The organism is Colwellia sp. MB02u-10 (assembly GCF_014077185.1).
Classification (GTDB): Bacteria; Pseudomonadota; Gammaproteobacteria; order Enterobacterales; family Alteromonadaceae; genus Cognaticolwellia.
The window spans coordinates 21,051-40,098 of record NZ_JACGVK010000119.1; the positions used below are offsets into that span (position 1 = coordinate 21,051).

23 protein-coding genes are annotated in these 19,048 nt (G+C 38.3%); 10 read left to right on the top strand and 13 right to left on the bottom strand.

Features of this window, described 5'->3' with window-relative positions; genetic code table 11:
* Positions 1-165 precede the first annotated feature (165 nt).
* From H4J59_RS10425 to H4J59_RS10455, 7 genes are all read right to left on the bottom strand, one after another.
* On the bottom strand, positions 166-1,125 hold the full coding sequence (locus H4J59_RS10425; protein WP_182239157.1) for a DUF523 and DUF1722 domain-containing protein: 960 nt from the start codon (positions 1,123-1,125) through the stop codon (positions 166-168).
* Between the two features lie 11 nt (positions 1,126-1,136).
* The gene (locus H4J59_RS10430; RefSeq protein ID WP_182239159.1) at positions 1,137-1,826 is read right to left on the bottom strand and encodes a ChrR family anti-sigma-E factor; all 690 of its coding nucleotides are present in this window, start codon (positions 1,824-1,826) and stop codon (positions 1,137-1,139) included.
* Positions 1,819-2,445, bottom strand: coding sequence for a sigma-70 family RNA polymerase sigma factor (locus H4J59_RS10435; RefSeq protein WP_182239161.1), 627 nt, complete (start codon positions 2,443-2,445; stop codon positions 1,819-1,821). The genes H4J59_RS10430 and H4J59_RS10435 overlap by 8 nt, the downstream gene beginning before the upstream one ends.
* Positions 2,446-2,521: 76 nt before the next feature.
* Positions 2,522-3,088 carry an LON peptidase substrate-binding domain-containing protein gene (locus H4J59_RS10440; protein ID WP_182239163.1) on the bottom strand — a complete coding sequence of 189 codons (567 nt, stop codon included), beginning with the start codon at positions 3,086-3,088 and terminating at the stop codon, positions 2,522-2,524.
* A gap of 411 nt (positions 3,089-3,499) precedes the next feature.
* Entirely contained in the window at positions 3,500-4,051 is a 552-nt protein-coding gene (locus H4J59_RS10445; protein WP_182239165.1) for a DUF3833 domain-containing protein, read from the bottom strand.
* On the bottom strand, positions 4,048-4,683 hold the full coding sequence (locus H4J59_RS10450; RefSeq protein WP_182239167.1) for a chalcone isomerase family protein: 636 nt from the start codon (positions 4,681-4,683) through the stop codon (positions 4,048-4,050). The genes H4J59_RS10445 and H4J59_RS10450 overlap by 4 nt, the downstream gene beginning before the upstream one ends.
* Entirely contained in the window at positions 4,673-5,185 is a 513-nt protein-coding gene (locus H4J59_RS10455; RefSeq protein ID WP_182239168.1) for a DUF2878 domain-containing protein, read from the bottom strand. Before H4J59_RS10455 ends, H4J59_RS10450 begins: the two co-directional genes overlap by 11 nt.
* A gap of 147 nt (positions 5,186-5,332) precedes the next feature.
* Here H4J59_RS10455 and H4J59_RS10460 point away from each other — a divergent pair, with 147 nt between their 5' ends.
* Positions 5,333-5,749: a DUF3429 domain-containing protein gene (locus tag H4J59_RS10460; protein ID WP_182239170.1), complete on the top strand. Its 417-nt coding sequence runs from the start codon at positions 5,333-5,335 to the stop codon at positions 5,747-5,749.
* Positions 5,750-6,099: 350 nt separating this feature from the next.
* Positions 6,100-7,134, top strand: a complete 1,035-nt coding sequence (locus H4J59_RS10465) for a GGDEF domain-containing protein (RefSeq protein ID WP_182239172.1) — start codon at positions 6,100-6,102, stop codon at positions 7,132-7,134.
* A gap of 428 nt (positions 7,135-7,562) precedes the next feature.
* Here the strand turns inward: H4J59_RS10465 and H4J59_RS10470 are convergent, their stop codons facing one another.
* The 4 genes from H4J59_RS10470 to H4J59_RS10485 all read right to left on the bottom strand — a co-directional run bounded on the left by H4J59_RS10470 (position 7,563) and on the right by H4J59_RS10485 (position 8,998).
* On the bottom strand, positions 7,563-7,778 hold the full coding sequence (locus tag H4J59_RS10470; protein WP_182137351.1) for a TIGR02450 family Trp-rich protein: 216 nt from the start codon (positions 7,776-7,778) through the stop codon (positions 7,563-7,565).
* Complete coding sequence (locus H4J59_RS10475) at positions 7,775-8,041, bottom strand: DUF3081 domain-containing protein (RefSeq protein ID WP_259369481.1); 267 nt, start codon at positions 8,039-8,041, stop codon at positions 7,775-7,777. The genes H4J59_RS10470 and H4J59_RS10475 overlap by 4 nt, the downstream gene beginning before the upstream one ends.
* Positions 8,041-8,310 (bottom strand): DUF6482 family protein, encoded by a 270-nt coding sequence (locus tag H4J59_RS10480; RefSeq protein ID WP_182239174.1) that lies wholly within the window; start codon positions 8,308-8,310, stop codon positions 8,041-8,043. The genes H4J59_RS10475 and H4J59_RS10480 overlap by 1 nt, the downstream gene beginning before the upstream one ends.
* A gap of 184 nt (positions 8,311-8,494) precedes the next feature.
* Entirely contained in the window at positions 8,495-8,998 is a 504-nt protein-coding gene (locus tag H4J59_RS10485) for a lactoylglutathione lyase family protein (protein WP_182137349.1), read from the bottom strand.
* Between the two features lie 107 nt (positions 8,999-9,105).
* On the opposite strand from H4J59_RS10485, the gene H4J59_RS10490 reads away from it, so the two are divergent.
* From H4J59_RS10490 to H4J59_RS10525, 8 genes are all read left to right on the top strand, one after another.
* Complete coding sequence (locus H4J59_RS10490; RefSeq protein ID WP_182239176.1) at positions 9,106-9,978, top strand: LysR family transcriptional regulator; 873 nt, start codon at positions 9,106-9,108, stop codon at positions 9,976-9,978.
* Between the two features lie 348 nt (positions 9,979-10,326).
* A complete protein-coding gene (locus H4J59_RS10495) occupies positions 10,327-11,208 on the top strand; it encodes a kinase (RefSeq protein WP_182239178.1) in 882 nt (293 codons plus the stop codon).
* Complete coding sequence (locus H4J59_RS10500; RefSeq protein ID WP_182239180.1) at positions 11,205-12,047, top strand: HAD-IIB family hydrolase; 843 nt, start codon at positions 11,205-11,207, stop codon at positions 12,045-12,047. The genes H4J59_RS10495 and H4J59_RS10500 overlap by 4 nt, the downstream gene beginning before the upstream one ends.
* A gap of 13 nt (positions 12,048-12,060) precedes the next feature.
* Positions 12,061-13,287 carry a glycosyl transferase gene (locus H4J59_RS10505; protein WP_182195928.1) on the top strand — a complete coding sequence of 409 codons (1,227 nt, stop codon included), beginning with the start codon at positions 12,061-12,063 and terminating at the stop codon, positions 13,285-13,287.
* A 15-nt stretch (positions 13,288-13,302) separates the two neighbouring features.
* Positions 13,303-15,060 carry an alpha-amylase family glycosyl hydrolase gene (locus H4J59_RS10510; protein ID WP_182239182.1) on the top strand — a complete coding sequence of 586 codons (1,758 nt, stop codon included), beginning with the start codon at positions 13,303-13,305 and terminating at the stop codon, positions 15,058-15,060.
* Positions 15,061-15,319: 259 nt separating this feature from the next.
* Positions 15,320-15,979: a flavin reductase family protein gene (locus H4J59_RS10515; protein WP_182239184.1), complete on the top strand. Its 660-nt coding sequence runs from the start codon at positions 15,320-15,322 to the stop codon at positions 15,977-15,979.
* Between the two features lie 131 nt (positions 15,980-16,110).
* Positions 16,111-16,536, top strand: a complete 426-nt coding sequence (locus H4J59_RS10520; RefSeq protein WP_182186169.1) for a thiol-disulfide oxidoreductase DCC family protein — start codon at positions 16,111-16,113, stop codon at positions 16,534-16,536.
* Positions 16,499-17,245: an SDR family NAD(P)-dependent oxidoreductase gene (locus tag H4J59_RS10525; RefSeq protein WP_182239186.1), complete on the top strand. Its 747-nt coding sequence runs from the start codon at positions 16,499-16,501 to the stop codon at positions 17,243-17,245. Before H4J59_RS10520 ends, H4J59_RS10525 begins: the two co-directional genes overlap by 38 nt.
* 386 nt (positions 17,246-17,631) lie before the next feature.
* On the opposite strand, the gene H4J59_RS10530 is transcribed toward H4J59_RS10525, so the two are convergent.
* Together H4J59_RS10530 and H4J59_RS10535 are read right to left on the bottom strand one after the other, a co-directional pair.
* On the bottom strand, positions 17,632-18,243 hold the full coding sequence (locus H4J59_RS10530; protein WP_259369482.1) for a CIA30 family protein: 612 nt from the start codon (positions 18,241-18,243) through the stop codon (positions 17,632-17,634).
* Positions 18,244-18,317: 74 nt separating this feature from the next.
* Positions 18,318-18,935, bottom strand: a complete 618-nt coding sequence (locus tag H4J59_RS10535; RefSeq protein WP_182239188.1) for an HAD family hydrolase — start codon at positions 18,933-18,935, stop codon at positions 18,318-18,320.
* Positions 18,936-19,048 lie beyond the last annotated feature (113 nt).

The window sequence follows — 19,048 nt, forward strand, 5'->3', positions numbered from 1 at the left end:
ATGTTATACCAATCTCACTCATTATCTGATCATTTTTACTAGTTACAACAACCCACTACTGCGTTATTTATTTAATAATTACAACAACTAGTGATTAAATAAATGCCTTATATTTGGCCATTTTCCCTGCGTATAAAGTAGACCATCTAAGTAATGAAATGGGTATTAATAACCGTATCTGAGTTTTAACGACTCAGGATAGGGATTCAAGTAAGACTGTTGGGCTAAATAAGACTTAGGGTGCGCTAATAAATAATGTTTAATCAAGGTCAGTGGCACCACTAATGGCATTAAGCCTGAGCGGTAAGCATCAATTTGTTCGGATAACTCTTTACGTTGCATTTTGTCCAAGTGCTTAGAAAAATAGCCTTGAATGTGCGATAGCGTATTAGCATGGTTTTTACGTGTTGCTTTAAGCGTTAATGCGGCCATTAAACCAGAGATATATTGCTCAGCCATTTGCTCCAGCGCCATATTAGCACTGGCTAACAAACGCCCTAGTTTCTTGCTCGCAACAAAGTCATGACTCATCAAGGTATACTTATATTGGGCATGAAAACTGGTCAATTTATGCTTAGTGATGCCAGATTCAACCAATGCTAACCAATGGCGATAGGCGAACACCCGTGCCACAAAGTTTTCTCGGATAATGGGGTCATTCAAACGGCCATTTTCTTCACAGGGTAACAGCGGATTAGCTTTCATAATCTCTCGTGAAAAAACCCCAACACCTTGGACTTGTAGCTGATTACCAGTAGGTGAATACACTTTAACGCGTTCCATGCCGCAAGTTGGACTTTTAGCACAAAACACATAACCACTGAGGTTTTTAGACATGGCGGCTATTCTTTTACCGTAAGCTTTTATTGCGCTCGTTACGTCGCCTGAGCCATCTGGACGCGACACTTTTATCATGTGCTCATCTTGAATCAAACGTATAGTGGGCCTAGGTACGGGTAGGCCAACCGCCACTTCAGGGCAGTAGGCTTTAAAAGTAACATGCTGACCAAGTTCTTTTATGCAAAAATTTGACGGTTTGTTACTGGCATCAAACCTAACTTTTTCACCTATTAAGCATGCACTAATGCCAATAATAACATCTGCTTTTTCAAAATCTTTATACATAGCCAGCTCAATTAGTAAATGAAAGCACCAATAGGGTTCAGTAACTTATTGATACCTTGGGTAAAGTGTAGTGCGTCATTAGCAACGGTATAACAAAGGCAACCATGCTCAGTAGCTGGCTGATGCTGATCGCGTTTATCAAGCATAATAAAGTCACCTGCCACATATTGACCTTTTGCATCAGCAAAGCTACCGGCTAGTAATAGTGTTAGCTCAAAACCTTTATGGGTGTGTTCAGGTATCGAACCACCCGGCCCTATATGCAATAAATTAGTATGAATTTCACCTTCGCCTAAATTTAACCGTGCGCGTGATAATTTACCTATTTGTGCAATTTTACCTAACTCAATATTGCGCAGGGCACTGGGTAAAGTGTACTGCGTACCTTTAAAGTCAATTGAACGTTCATCATAAAAGGCTTTTGTTGGTTCAACGTCATCAGAGGCGGTAATCTGGTTAATCATATCATCAAAGTCCATTTCGGCGATTTCCATTAAGTTTTCCTCATCATTAACTATAATTTCATGATGAAAACTCTGCTCAAAACTGGCCTCTGCAACTTGTTCTGTTAGTTGGCTTACTTGCTGTTGGCAAGAAGCACACATGTCAGTATGTATCGCTATACCTGCAGCAAGTGAAGCGGGTAAGTCACCATCCACAAAACCTTGTAACAACTCAAATTTAGGGTGGTGTTTAATCATTGTGGTCTCCTAGTTTTAACTTAAGTTTGCCAAGTGCAAGCCGAAGTCGTGATTTTATTGTGCCAAGTGGTAAATTAAGATGAACAGCAAGCTGCTCTTGTGACATTTCCATAAAATAGAAACCTTTCACTACCTGTTGTTGGTTTTCGGGCAGCGTGGCAATTATGCCTTGTAAATTTCGACTTTGAATATGGTCGGTAAACACCTCTTCTTCAGTGTTCGCCAATTCAGCAAGCGGCCATATATCGTCACTGAGGTTGTCTTCTTTATTGGCTTTCATTTTACGTAATAGATCAAAGGTAACATTACGCATTATGGTATAAACCCAAGTAGTAGCAGCCCCTTTACTATCATCAAATAAATGCGCCTTGCGCCAGACATTGCTCATAGTGTCTTGAACAACTTCTGCAGCGAGTGCTTCACTATTAATTTTACTTTGCGCAATACGCTGTATTTTGGGTGCAAAAAACTTAAACACTTGCGTAAATGCTTGCTTGTCTCTATCAATAGCGATTGATTTCAGCCATTGACAGAGTTCTGGATGATTGATTTTATTAGTCATGTTATTAGATGTAGCATTTGCCTTATGACTTGGCAACACTGAATGCACTGACAGCATAATTCTTACCCATTTTTTGACATATATTTTTTATACGCAGCAAAAATAGATCTAGATCACATTATTTTTATCTTCTCTACTCAGGTAAAATAATACGTTGTAACAGTTCTTTCGCTTTGCTATACGAATCTTTGTCGACAAACAAACTTTTTTCAGCAAGTTTAACCGGTATCAATTCTAACCAGCGCGCTACCACCCAATCGCCTTGATCAAAATGTTGCTTTGGATATAAGGCATTTAACTCGTCATTGTCGATAAACACTTTACTTAATGACTTAGCAAGTTTATCGGTAGTTTTATCTAGGCTGATATCAGGCCAATGGATTTTAGCGGTGACATCGCCGTGATACAGTTTATCGGTGTCTTGGGTAATCGCCTTGATATCAACTAAGCACTTACAGCGTACGTCAATCAGTAATACCCCGTCTTCACCTTGGTCAAAGTTAATAATTTCGACCCAGCTGCCGACTGACATAGGTTCAACTTTTGCATCCCTGTCATGCGAAAAAATAACAAAGCCTTGGTTTTTCATTGCTAGCGAGACCATTTTTAAATAACGCGCTTCAAAAATACGCAGTCGGGTTACCCCTCGAGGTAACAAAAATATTGGCAATGGGAAAATAGGCAAATTAATAGTTGGCATAGATTTACAGTAACTAATCTTAATGGATTGATACTAGTTATACGTGGTAAAAGCAAAAGACGATCAAAGCAATGAGCAAAAAAAAGCCCCATCAAGAGTCAGATGGGGCAAAGAGTCAAACAGGAAATACAACGAGCAATAATCTTTGTCAATATTTCAAACTTATACGTTGTAAAAGCAAAAAACGATCACAGCAATGAGCAAAAAAAAGCCCCATCAAGAGTCAGATGGGGCAAAGAGTCAAACAGGAAATACAACGAGCAATAATCTTTATCAATGTTGAAGAGTTATACGTTATAAAAGCAAAAAACGATCACAGCAATGAGCAAAAAAAGCCCCATCAAATGGCAAAGGGTCTGACAGTAATTTATCCAGATAGTCAACGCCAGCTACAAGGATAAATGCAAGGCTTTATTGACAACTTTTTACAGGTAATTCTTTATCAAAAAATAAAGTAATTTCAGCCACAGTAACACCAAACTTCTTCATTTTTGTGCGGTTAAATACTCGGTACTCATCAATTCGATACATCCAATCGTCAAGTGACAATTGTACTTCTTCACCGTCTATTGGTACCAGTAACTCATATTGCCATTGAAAGGCAAAACCCATTTGTTGACCGACAGCTTTACCAACAACATCTCCAGCACTACCCAAGTATTTACCTTCCTTTAACTTTGTTAGCTGCCAGTTACGAAAAGTAACTTCACCATCAGCAAAGTAAAATACTTCTTTTAGCACGCCTTCGTCACCTTGCCATTGGCCATCAAGCTCAACACAAAAACGCCGAGTCACTTTACTGCTGTAATCTTGTACCATGCCCCAGGCTATCGACTTACCAGAAAAATATTGCTGTATATCGAGTTGAGGAGCAGTAGCCTGGTAATCTTCTAATTTTGTTGTACAGCTTGAAAGTACAAAGACTAAGCAAAAAAGTGCTGCCAATTTAGCCTGTTTATTCATATATTATTCCCTAATAGCTGTTGTCGTAGTTTAGGTTCGCTGGTGTTTTCATCTAACCAAATACGAAGAAATGTTTTGGCAAAAGTTAAACTTTCAATTTCACCTATTTTTTGCCTATTCAAATAGAATACGCTTGTACCTTTTTGGCTTAACATCGACAAGCTATCTCCAGCATTAATATCTAGCCATATTTTTTCTAATAAAGGCAGAAAAGCTAGATATTCATTTTCATTAAGCGATAAATGTTGCCATTGCGATACGGTGTTATCTATTAATTCTTTTTTACTGATGTCGCGTAAGTAATGTATTTCAAATAAGGCATGCTGACATAGGTTACTAAAGGGTCGTTGGCCGTCGGTGGTGAATAACGAGCTTTCATAAATATCCCAAAACAAAACTGAGAACTTGGCTTTACCCAACAAGGTAAAGTGCTGTTCGGTAGTCTGCTTTGTTAAGTCGCTAGCGATAATAGACACTTGTTCAGAAACTTGACACTTCATCAAACCTTCATCACTGACGGTTGCCACTTCACTAGGGGTAACACTTTCAATCGGGTTATTCGCTAGCGCATTTAAAGAAAATAGGCAGACGAATAGGGTAAGCGTAGACATAAGATTGACATTAACCAACATAACTTCTTTCCTTTACCAGTAACCAACGACTTAGCGCAAACATAAATACCATTAACGGCCCCCAAAAACAGGCCAGTAATAAATAACTAACCCCTACTGATAGCCCTAAATCAACCACGGCTAATTTTGCCCCGGCCAGATAACTTAGTGGCGCTGATATGGCGCCAACAACAAACTGCAGTAACTTAGAGTTGGCTAGAAAAGCTAAACTATGGCGTATGGTACTAGCGAAAACAATCCACAAAGTAATAAGCCAAAAAGGAATACCGTCGGTACCTGGAAAAATAAAAACACCTGAATAAACTAAAGCAAGGTCTAAGCAAATACCAAGCGCTGCCACTAGGCAGATTAATAATATTTCGTTTTTAGTACCCTTCAAATACCAAAACTGTGCGCCAAAAAAAATGGCTGCAATCGGAATAAATAAATCGCCAATAAAAACCAAACCAAACCAAGCAAGATTGAACGCGACTAAATTCCATAGTGGGGATTTAATTTTCATCACTTTATTCTCATAACTTTGCCTTTATACAAACTTAGTTATTCATACGTAATAAACTGCAAACAAGATTAGTCTGCTAAGGTTTTATATGATCTATATGCTAAATAATTTCGTATGCTGAAAAATAAATATTGAAAAGAGCTTACTATGCAAATGCAACAAACCTTAGGTTATTTAGGATTAGCTCCCTTCTTACTAGCACTAGTATTTGAAAAGCTCAGTCCTGCATTATTTAATATCGCCGCCGAGCAGGTATTTATATTTTACAGCGCTATCATCTTAAGCTTTATCGCTGGCACACTGTGGCGCAAGCACAATGATAAATTAAGTATTAAATTACAGCTCTACAGTAACATATTCAGTTTACTTGCTTTTTTTGCCCTGTTATTGCCCAACTATTTAGCGCTAGTAATATTGGCGGTGATTTACCCAGCGATTTTATACTGTGAATACTACTTTGATGCCGCTAAAAATGAACACAAGTCTTATTTACGCATGCGGCTGAACTTGACTATGCTAGTGGTAATGATGCATATCATTGCGCTTCTCTTGTGGTGTACTTAGCCGAGCAGTTGTATAGGTTCAGAAATGAAAATAAAACTTAACACCGCGATAAAGTACCGTGCTAAATATAAAAACTTTCTCACCATGGCAGTAAATGCTTAGTGGGTATATACTTAGTTAGCATATACCCACAGTTTATCGTTAAAACTATCAACAAGACTCATCGCAAAGGTATGCTTAATGTAGTGCAGGGCTTAATATAGTAGAGGGTTACTATTTTTCTAAGCCTATAAAATTAGAGTAATAGTTTGATAATTGGGCTTTACACCAGAACAAAATATTATTAGAGCCCTTGCTAGGGATATGAAAATATTTCCCCTCAATTAGCATTAACTAAAAGTAGTATTTAAATGTATCAATCGAGCACAATTATCAATCATATAGCTGATTTCACTTCTCAGCGTAACACAGAGCTATTAGCTTTCAGTCTATTGAAAAGCGTTAATAACATGATTAGTTGCTCATCAACAAAGATAATTACTATTGATAAAAAGAGAGATATTAGAGCTAACATCTCCTTTGAGAACGACCATTATACTGTTAATGACACCTCTATTGAGATAGATAGTGCGTTAAGACATAGTTTTGAGCACATGAATGACTCTTCTATGGCTGCCTTGACCTTAAAAACTGAAACTGGTTATTCAGTAATATATCTACTGCACCATGATAGGAAAAGCGAGCAATTCTTAATCATTAATTTAGAAAAAAAAATGGCCAAAGAAAATGCCTATATTCTGTCAGGTATTCTCAGCATATACAGCAACTTTATTAAACTGTTAAATGAATCTCAAACGGATGAATTAACAGGGCTTGCCAACAGAAAAACATTTGACTCTGCTATTTCAAGTGTTTTTAACGCGCTACCCCAAGAGCACGAAAAAGTAGAAAGTGAAAGAAGAGCACCGAATAAAGTCATAGTTAAAGAGCAACATAAATATTGGTTAGTGATAATTGATATCGATGATTTTAAGCGTGTTAACGATGAATTTGGACACCTTTATGGTGATGAGATATTAATTCATTTAGCACAAATTATTCGCTCAAACTTTAGAAATGAAGATTTACAATTCCGTTTTGGAGGAGAAGAGTTTGTTATTCTATTGAGTGCTAATAACCAAATGGAATGCATGCAAATTCTAGAACGTTTTAGACGTAATGTGGAAGAATATCAATTTCCAAATTTAGATACAGTAACCGTTAGTATTGGTGTAGTTGAATTTAAGAAAGACACCTTTCATATAACGTCTATCGATTATGCTGATCAGGCTTTATATCAAAGTAAAAGAAGTGGTAAAAATCAAATTACTTTTTTTGAAAATATGCTGAGTAAAGGAATAGCTAAAAAATCTGACATTCAAGGTGGTAGCGTAGACTTTTTTTAAAACAATTTAAAAGAAGATAAATAAATATCACTTAACTTTTATGCCAGGCATAAGGAAATTGGTTTTAGGATTATCAAAACGGATGTTTGTGTTTAAGCACCTTTTTCCACTGATGAATATGTTCTAGCAAAGCAATGCTGGGTAGTAATATCTTTTTTCTTATTCACAATAAGGGAAAGCTGGATAGATTACTCATATTAATACCAGCGCTCCGCCAATATAGTGAAATATAAAGGGAGCAGTAGACCTGGTTTTAAATGGTCAAGGCGATGGTACTGTCGTTGATTAGCACATGTTTGTAGTCGAAGAACTCGCTTAATCAGATGAGTAATGCATATGGTTGATTTAATATTTTTTTGGTTTTAAAACCTTATTTAATATAGGTGAAAATGCAAAAATAAAGCCTCAATTAATCTGTTTGCCAAGACTTACTGCCAGCCAAAGCGCCAGAGCGTAGGCTGTTTTAAATCTCGCCAGTTTATTGAGTATTCATTATGATTAATAACCGCGGTAATAAGACACTCAATAACATTTTTCTGCTCATCAAATTCTACCTCAGTGATGACAAAATGCTTTTCTCGGTTTTCAACACTCACCTTAGTCCACTTACTATGCAACAATACTTTTGGATTTACTCTGTTCATGTTTTTACCAGCAATAGTTTATTTACCTTAGATAAGAACACATCTAGAGTTTCTTGCTGCTCAAAATCAAAAGTATAACGACCATGAAACAACAAGGTTAAGGTCAAGTCTTTATAGCCTAAAAAACAAGTATAACCATCGAAGTCATGCCAAGCGGTTATACCTTGATACTCATAATTACCCTCAGTTTTGCTACCTTGGGTGGTGACTAAATTAAACACCTGTAATAAATCACTTAAGGCGACAGTATTATTTTTCATCATTAGCACAAGATCCTCTGACGGTAACGGCTTTTCTTCGATTGGCCACACATTTCATCAAAAGCACTGTCTATCTCAAGCAGTGCAGAAAATATATTGTTGCCTCTTAAATACGCTTTTGCTTCGACGATAGAATTAACAACTTCTACCGAATTTTCTCCTAATCCAACAAAGTTATCACTTGAATCGATAACCCCGACTAAATAATGGGTAGCACCTGCAACAGCGATAATAATCGGCTTTGAAGAAGGTATTGAACTTGATTGTATCATAAACCTCCATTGGTCTATTTCTCGTATTAATCGTATACCTTTATTAACAAGATATACGAGTTAAATAGACATAAAGTTCAATATGATTGACCTTATATAACCGTTCCACTTCAAAATGACCCTTTCTCGGCTTGCCGACAGGGAGCTAAGCTAGAAGTGGAAGGGTATACATTAGAAACACTTATTATTGATAAGCGCCTTGAGCATAAGTTAATTCATAACTATGGCTGTAAATTTCAAGGATATTACCAAAGGGGTCTTCCATATAAATCATACGGTAAGGTTTTTCACCTGGGTAATAGTAACGTGGCTCTGCCATACGTTTTTTACCACCGGCAGCGACTATTTTCTCCACTAACTCTTCAAGATTTGGATCTTGCACGCAAAAGTGAAAGATACCCGTTTTCCAATATTCAAAGTTATTTTCTGGATTTTGCTGATTTTTAAATTCAAATAACTCCACGCCAATACGATCGCCAGTCGACATATGGGCAATTTTGAATTTATCCCAATTAGCACCAAAAACATCAGTGCACATTACGCCAATGGCGCTGTCGTCTTCAATAACTTCTGTCGGCGCCATAATTAAATACCAACCTAAAACCTCAGTATAAAATTTAACGGCTTTTTCTACACTCGGTACTGAAATACCAATATGTGAAAATGTTCTTGGATATGCTTTGCTCATGTTAATAACCTCTTTTAATAACTTCTTTTAATGTGATGGACAAAGTATAGACAATGTTATAAATTATAAAAAATTATCATTAGTTATGAAGTTAAGTACGTTTTGTTATGATTAATCTTGTTTGGTTAAAAACTTTTTGCACACTGATTGATGTGGGCCACTTTACTAAAACTGCTGACCAGCTTTTTATGACGCAGTCTGGGGTTAGTCAACAAGTAAAAAAGCTAGAACAGCAGCTAAACACCTTGTTACTGATGCGCGAAGGCAAGTCTTTTTCGCTTACCGACGCCGGCATAAAATTGCATCAACAAGGACAAAGCTTATTGCAAAGCTCAGCAGAGTTAGAAAAATCAATCCAACAAGATGATCCTTACATAGGTACAGTAAAAATTGCCTCGCCAGGCAGTATTGGCTTAAAGCTCTATCCTTATATGCTCGATATTCAACAACAGCATAGGCAATTAGCCATCGACTACAAATTTGCGCCGAATAAAAATATTGAGCAAGACTTAACTGAGCGTAAAATCGATATTGGCTTGCTCACTGAGCTGAGTAAAGCGGCCACTATTATCAGCCAAAAAGTTGCGGTTGAGCCACTAGTGCTAGTCACTCCAAATACGGTTAGTACCATCACTTGGCAAACACTAACCACACTAGGCTTTATTGACCATCCTGACGGTGAGCACCATGCACAAGCGCTGCTCAGTAAAAACTATGCTCAATTTGAACACATTAGCCAATTTGAGCACCAAGGGTTTTCCAATCAAATTAGCTTAATACTTGAACCGGTTAGCCGCGGACTTGGTTTTACCGTTTTGCCCTTATATGCTGTAAAAGCCTTTAGTAAACCAGAAAAAATAAAGGTGCATGTATTAGCACATTCGGTGAATGAAACCCTGTATTTATGTCAAAACCGACACTCACTTGAAAACAACCGCAGCAAATATATCAAAAGCACTATTATTGACTTTATCGCTTAGTTATCTTGGCTATCTTAGTTATTGAAACAAAGCCGCTATCAGTGATGCAATATTGACTGATGTAATGCTAACTGATGAAATTAGGCCAATAAACAGGGTCATATTTAAAACCGTGCTTAACGAATGTACTCCCTAGTCGCAATGGTTACGCACAGTGGCTAATTGCACCAAAATAAAGCAAATTGTTCATTTACTGCCCTTTACGCTGCGTTGTCATTTTGTGACATTCATCAAAAAAAATAAAATAATCATTATTTTACAATAGATTACGACCTAAATTCAGTAGCTAAAATGATGGCATAAGAGTTGAAGGTATAATTATATTACTATTTAGCTAAAGTAAAAATTATGCTCTCAACTTTTATCAAACAGCACAAACTGCCGGAAAAATTTAGACTAACAGCACAAGAGCACTACCAACCGCTCGCTGAGCGAATATTCAGTGAGTTTACGAAAAATAATGGCGCTTATTTTGTCGGTATTAATGGCTGTCAAGGTAGCGGTAAATCAACACTGACTGATTTTATCGCTGAATATTTAGCCACCACCTATCAATTAACCATTGTAGTGATGTCGTTAGATGACTTCTATTTCACCGGTAAAAAACGCCAGCAGCTTGCTGATGACATTCACCCGTTATTAGCAACTCGTGGTGTGCCTGGCACTCACGACATGACAATGTTAGCAAGTACCTTAACAAAGTTAAAAGCCCAGCAAACAGGCTTTGCTATCCCAAGGTTTAATAAAGCCACTGACGAACCATACCCTGAAGCACAGTGGCCGATAGTTAACAAGCAAGCAGACATTATTTTATTAGAAGGATGGTGTTGGGGCGTAAAGCCACAAACTGACGAGCAATTAAAAGCCCCGGTTAATGAACTTGAACTCAAGCATGACAGCAAGGGTGAATGGCGCCATTATGTTAATCAACAACTTAAAAATAACTATCAACCTTTATATAAAACAATGAATTTCTGGTTAGCACTGCAAGCACCGTCATTCGACTGTGTTTACCAATGGCGCTTAGAGCAAGAGCAAAAATTGCAAGACAAGAATATGGGTTTACCAAATTCAAAAATAATGAAATCTGCTGGTATCTTAAATTTCACGCAATATTTTCAACGATTGAGTGTGCAAGCATGCCTGAGCATTTCACAGTCTGCTGATGCTATTTTTTACTTAGATTACGCGAGAAACATTTCAAAAACGCCCTTTATGGAAGATCTATGAGTGCGACAAAAACCATTATTTTCAGTGACCTCGACGGCACGCTGCTTGACCATTATAGCTATCAGTCAACGCCGGCACGTAAAACACTGCAACAGTTACGCAAAGCCAAGATTCCAGTGATCTTAAATAGCAGTAAAACACTGGCTGAATTAAACATTATTCGCGCTGAACTCAAGCTTGACACGCCCTTTATTATCGAAAATGGCGCTGCCGTTTACATCCCTGTTAATACCTTTATTACCCAACCGGCAGATACTGAACTCATCGGTAACTATTGGGTAAAATCATTCTGTTTACCAAGACAACATTGGCTAAAGTTACTGAACGAGCACAGTGAAAAATTTCAGCCATATTTCCACGGTTTTTCAACCCTGTCAGCCTCAGCCGTGGGCAAAATAACAGGCTTAGATTTAGCGCAAGCTGAGCGGGCAAAACAGCGACACTATAGTGAACCCGTGCAATGGATAGGCGATAGCACCACAAAAAAAGCCTTTATCGAACATTTAGTGGCATTAGGCGCCAGCGTTGTCCAAGGAGGGCGCTTTATTCATGTTGGTGGTTACTGTGATAAAGGCCAAGCGCTTATTTGGTTAAGCCAACAATATCGCGAATATTTTAGCCACCATACGGTTTACACCATTGCCCTAGGCGACGGTGAAAATGACACGCCCATGTTAGAAGCCGCAGATATTGCCGTGCAAATACGCTCACCGGTGCACGATTTTCCGCCCCTGTATCGACAATACAAAACCAGTCAAAGCCAATTATATGGCCCCGAAGGCTGGGCAGAAGCGATTCAACAACTATTAGCAAAACAACTAGATTCACAAGCAACTTAATCTAAGGTAAATCATGGCTGACTTCTATCAAAATGGTACGGTGACAACATTACATAACTTAGCCCAGCGCGAGCCAGAAAACATGGCTGCTGAGTTACTAGCGTTTTCAAAAAAACGTTCATTAGGGCTCATTTTACCCTCGCTGTTTTCCGAGTTAGAGGGTAAAGCTTTACCCGATATTATTCATAAAATAAAACAGGTAAAGTATCTCTCTGAAATTGTTATCGGCTTAGACCGAGCAGATTTAGCGCAATACCAACACGCGTTGTCATTTTTTTCTCAGCTACCTCAACACCATAGGGTGTTATGGAATGATGGCCCCAGACTACAAGCAATAGATGCAAAATTACAAGCCTTAGGTTTAGCACCAAAAGAGCTCGGCAAAGGCCGCAATGTTTGGTATTGCATGGGCTATATTTTATCCTCAGGTAAAGCCGAGTCTATCGCCCTACATGACTGTGACATTCTCACTTATGAAACAGAGTTACTCGACCGACTGCTGTATCCCGTGGCCAACCCATTATTTAACTATGAATTTGCCAAGGGGTTTTATGCTCGTGTTGCTGACGGAAAAATAAATGGCCGGGTTTCTCGCTTGTTGGTCACCCCCTTGATCAAAGCGCTGAAAAAAACGGTTGGCCATTGCGACTACCTCGAATATATGGACAGTTTTTTGTATCCCTTAGCGGGTGAATTTTCCTTTCGACGCGATGTATTAAATGACATTCGTATTCCAAGTGATTGGGGTTTAGAAATTGGCGTATTATCTGAAATGTATCGCAACTATTCACCAAACCGCTTATGCCAAGTGGATATTGCCGCCACTTATGATCATAAGCATCAAGACTTATCGTTAGATAATACCGCGGGTGGTCTATCAAAAATGTCGATTGATATCAGCAAAGCTTTCATTCGTAAACTTGCCACTCAAGGTGAAACCTTCAGCGCTGAAAAGTTTAGAACCTTAAAAGCAACTTACTATCGCATTGCTTTAGATTATGTTGAAACCTATCGCAATGACGCGATGATGAATGGACTGGAACTTGATATTCATAATGAAGAAAAAGCAGTGGAAATGTTCGCGCAAAATATTTTAACTGCAGGCAACACTTTCTTAGAAAACCCAATGGAAACGCCTTTTATTCCCTCTTGGAACCGTGTGGTGAGTGCTATTCCCGATATTTTATCTCAATTAAAAACCGCCGTAGAGTTAGACAACGAAGAATTTAATCAAACATAAAGGAAGATGTCGCCAATGCCCGCACCAATTGAACCGTTAAAAAACAAGTTAATTCAACAGCTTTCAACTATTTATCACGAGGTGGCACTTGAACAACCCACGGATGATATTGCCGATGCGCTGATTGATATTATGCGCTTACCAAGCGAGTTACTGGCGCCAACACCTTTTAGCAATCATTGGTCAGAAGCAGACATTGTCTTAATTACCTATGGTGATAGCATCATAAAAACAGCTCAGCCACCGTTACACACTTTAAAAGTATTTTTAGATAATCATCTAAAAAACACCATCAACAGTGTACATATATTGCCATTTTTTCCGTATAGCTCTGACGATGGTTTTTCGGTTATTGACTACTCCTCGGTTAATGAGTCACTGGGAACATGGCAAGATATCACTGAAATAAGTCAAGCTTATCAACTGATGTCAGATCTGGTGATTAATCATTGCTCAAGCCGCAGTGTTTGGTTTGATAACTTCATCAAAGGCGAAGGAACCGGGCATGATTTTTTCTTTACCGCGCAGTTAGATGATGATTTGTCTGCAGTAGTACGACCACGCACATCACCCTTACTAAAAGAAGTGAACACCGGCAAAGGGCAAAAATTTGTCTGGTGTACTTTTAGTCACGACCAAGTCGATTTTGACTTTCGTAACCCCGAAGTATTAAAAGCATTCGCTGCAATTATTCGACAATATCTTGATAGCGGGGTGAAAATATTTAGGTTTGATGCCATTGCCTTTATCTGGAAAATTGTTGGCCGCGATAGTATTAACCTACCTCAAACTCATGAAATTGTGCGCTTATTACGCACCTTAATTGAATCTGCAGACCCGCAAGCGATTATCATTACTGAAACCAATATTCCTAACACCCAAAACCTTACCTACTTTGGTAACGCTAATGAAGCACACGGTATCTATAACTTTTCATTGCCACCCTTACTCATCAACACTTTACTGACCGGTAATTGTTTATATTTAAAACGCTGGTTAATGAGCATGCCACCTTCACAAGACGGCACCCTGTATTTCAACTTTATTGCCTCACATGACGGCATTGGTCTGCGTCCAGCAGAAGGATTATTAAGTGACACTGAGCTTGATAGTTTAATTCATACTATTGAGAGCTTTGGCGGTAAAATTTCATGGCGAACCTCAAACACTGGCGAGCAAAAAGCTTATGAAATGAATATTGCCCTTTATGATGCGCTACAAGGTACGGTTGCAGGTAAAGACCAATGGAACTTTGAACGCTTTATTTGTGCACATGCGATCATGTTTGCCCTTGAAGGTATACCCGGGATTTATATTCACAGCATGCTAGGAACACAAAACGACTGTAAAAAATTGGCCAACACGCATAATAACCGCTCAATCAATCGCCATCGTTGGCATGAAGAGGCACTAGAGGCCGCATTAGCTGATAGTAGTTTGCATCACGCAAAAGTGCTTTCAGGCTTAAAAACATTGTTAAATATTCGTATTAAACAACCCGCATTTCATCCCAACGCCACCCAATTTACTTTACATTTAGGCTTACAATTATTTGGTTTTTGGCGACAAAGCCAAAACAGAAAACAAAGTATATTTTGTGTCAGTAACGTCTCAGACCAAGCTATCGCCTTGCCGTTAAGCGAACTTAATTTGATCGTTACCCAAGCTTGGATAGAATTAATCACGGGGGAAAATATTACTGAGTTAAACCAAGAGATAATATTATCTCCTTATCAAACCGTATGGATAGCTAACAAAGCAGAGCGTATATAACGCGCCATTTTGTGCAAGCAGGTATGGCTCTGTTTTATGATGGTTATGTGCTGTGGCGCTATACTGTTTATAGCTTTTTTACAGGCAGGTAAAGCTTATGACCACAAATAAACCTAGCTATTAACCAATAAAATTCGATAAGTCTAACCAACAGAAGTCGATAAGTTCAAGCCTGATAAGTTTAAATGCGTTGAGTGATCGCAAACCCACCTAATTACGTATACTGGGTACACAAGTCAACTTATATGACAGCACTTAAATGCAATATATTATCAATCACGACGAACTGGTTAATATGGAACCTCGCTATAGAGCTCAGGTTATCAACAGCTTATCTGGTTTTAAAAGTGCTAATCTTATTGGCACCCGCGACGAACAAAATATCAATAACTTGGCTATGTTTAGCTCGGTATTTCACCTGGGTGCTTCACCCGCTTTAGTCGGTTTTATTTCACGCCCCGACAGTGTTGACCGACATACGTTACGCAATATTCAGCAAACTAAACAATTTACGATTAACCAAGTCAATGAAAGCTTTTGGCAAGCAGCTCATCAAACCTCTGCACGCTACGGCAATGATCAGTGTGAATTTCAACAAACTGGATTAACGCCACATTTCATCGACGGCGTTAATGCGCCATTTGTGCAAGAAAGTCGACTTAAATATGCCTTAACGCTAAAAGAAATAGTGCCAATACAACTTAATAATACCGTATTAGTGATTGGCGAAATAACTGATATTCTTTGTGAACAAGCCGCAATAAAAAGTGACGGTTACATTGATATTGAGTCATTAAATACCGTCATGGTTTCTGGGCTCGACAGTTATCACATCAGTAAACGATTATCGCGTGTAAGTTATGCAAAACCTGATGAATCGCAGCAAAAACTTTCAGTCGATGGCCAAGCAGAAAAGTAATCGAGCTAAGCATTAATCTGACGTTAAGCGCATTAAGAGTAAGTTAAAAATCATCTCGCTATACCCGCTTAATTTTTTAAGATTTTTCCAAGGCTTAACTGCCATATATAGTAAATTTTAGGGCTAAATTAATGCTAACAATATTTTATGATGGTAACTGCCCATTATGTGCCACAGAAATGGCTCAACTAAAAAAACATGATCAAAACGATTTAATAACTTTGGTCGATATCCACCAAGACAATTTTGCTACGCTCCACCCTAGCGTCAGTTTTGATGGCGCAATGAAAATATTGCATGGCCATTACAACGGCCAAGTATTATTGGGCCTAGCCGTTACACACAGAGCATGGACTTTAGTTGGCAAAGGTTTTTGGGTTGCACCACTTAATTGGCCAGTCATTAAAACTGTCAGCCACTGGGTCTATTTAGGCTTAGCTAAATATCGTCATCCAATTTCAGCACTGCTCGCCAAATTGTTTAATATTAAAACCACTCACTGTAATTCAGGAACTTGTCATGATAACCGAACAAACACTGATCATCGGCGCAAATAGCGATATTGGCCAAGCCATTGCTGCGCAAATACAAGCTTCAGAAAACACTGGATTAATACTGATTAGTCGAGACCTAGCACAGCCTAATCCTGTTGCTAGTGACTTGATAGGCGCTAATGTGACAAAAATTAGTCTTAAAGACTATCAAGCAGAATCAATCGACCAAGCGGTCGCAGAATTAGCTCAGCATAAGCATGCGCCAATAACGCGGGTATTTGTCTGTAATGGCATATTGCATAATGATCATATTCGTCCAGAAAAACGTTTAGAAGACTTTGATGGACAAGCCTTTATTGAAATTATGACCGCAAATTCTTTAACACCAATGTTGTGGATACAAAAATTAACCCCTTTATTGACCGGGAAGTCACCCTGCAAATTCGTGCTCTTTAGTGCCCGAGTAGGCAGTATTAGTGAGAATCGTTTAGGGGGTTGGTATAGTTATCGGGCGTCGAAAGCGGCATTAAACATGATAGTTAAAACCGCATCAATAGAGTTAGCCCGTCGAGCAAAAAACATCAAGCTAATCGCTTTTCATCCGGGCACTACTGATACGCCATTATCAAAGCCGTTTCAAAAAAATGTTCCAGCTAATAAGCTTTTCACCCCAGAATTTGTCGCTAAACAGCTACTAGACATTGTTGAGAACACTGCGTTAGATCAAACAGCAAGCTATCTCGATTGGCAGGGAGAATCTATCAATTGGTAGTCTTGAATAAATGCTATAACAATGCCTAGTCAATAGCATTATTGCTAGGCATTGTGCTAAATGAGATCAACACTCATCACTGCTACTACAAGACTTATAACAAGCTTTATTTTTAAAAATCAACAGGGAAACTTCATTAAGTCATTGATAAATAATTAATCAGTAATTGTTTATAGAGCAATTAGTTATCTTTTATTAATAGTTTTATTTAATTGATTTTTTCCAAGCGCTCAAACTATGGTAGTTACACAATTAGTAGATTAGCCAGAATACACCGTAAACTGAGCGTTAGCGGGTAAAGTTCAGTGTATCAATACCTAATTACCCCTGATGATAGAATTGAACAGAAAAAAACCTGTAAGCCAAGAGCATTGCCATAAGCTAGTTTATTTAAAAGACACGCTAGCAATAATTAAAGAGAATGGGCCAGCAACTTTGCTAGTCACTAAAAAACCCACTTCACGAATATTTTCAGATGTTAGTACCGGCGCATTGGGTATTTCACGGCCTCGAAATGATGCTTGAAAGTCAGCCAATGTAAAACTTAGTTGTGTTTGTTGGCCTGCCACCGTATCAAAACTCTGTTTATAAGCCATACGGTAACCGTCAAGGTTAACAATCAATCTTAATTGATAAGTCAGTCCATCACCTTCAATATCTATTGTTACGGTTTCAAGCGCTTTAGCTAAAGGCTCTATTGGGCGAAATACTGAGCTGAACCCACCGTTATTTGCTAGTGATATATCACCTGAAAATATTGCTTTGTTTGCTTGTAATGAAATCTGACCTTGAGATTTACCTCCCATGACACCGTCATTAGTAATGCGCCAACTATCAAGGCTTTGTTGCTCAGTAAAATTAATCATAAGGACAGACTCTTTTTTGGCCATAGCAGTAAGCTGTTTATCTTGCTTGGCCTGTATTTGAAGCTCAGTGCTAGCAAGACTATAACCAGCAAGAACAGTAGATAATAAAAGTGCGTAAACAGTAACTCGCATTGGCTTGCGCTCCTATTCTTGACTGGTGAATGTTAACTGGTGAACGGTGACTAGTGACTGTTGAGTGATGAACTTTAGCCAGAGACACCAGCAGCCTCACGAATAAAAATTTGCCTAATAACCTCACTTAACTCGGTCAGTTCGTTCACTACAATATTCGCTAAATTGGCATAATCAGGCGTTTCGCCATGCGTCACCAGACATGACATAGTATTAGCATTTTGTGCGGCTTGTAGATCGTATAAATAGTCACCAACATATAATAAATTTTCAGCAGGTGCTTGCCATAATTGTGCTAAATGCAATAAAGCATCAGGAGCAGGTTTAGCCTTGTGATCGGCCCTAGTTAATAGCAGGGTAATAGCAATATTATTATTTTGCATTTTTATCAAAGCCGCTTGACGACAGTTTCGCGTAACAATGGCACAAGGTATATCTAATTCAGACAATAGCGTTATAAGTTGGTCAGTGCCGAGCAGTTTTTTCGCATTAAGCGCGTCACTCACTTCAAATTCAACTAACGAGTTATTGGCATGAATCTGCTGCTCTGTTGGCAAAGCATCAACAAAATCTAATAAGTCGATATCTTTTGCGCAACCTAGAGACGCTCTTATTTCTTCAAAATTTAAAGATGAAGAAACTAAAGTATTATCTAAATCAAATATAACGCCTAACAATTTCTCTGCTAACAATGTTCCATCACTCCTGTTTTTCTTATAGCTCCATTCATCAGAACGGTGAATTAACTAAAACTAACGAGTATCTCTTTAACTAAAGTTAAATACGCAACAAAATGAAAATAAGA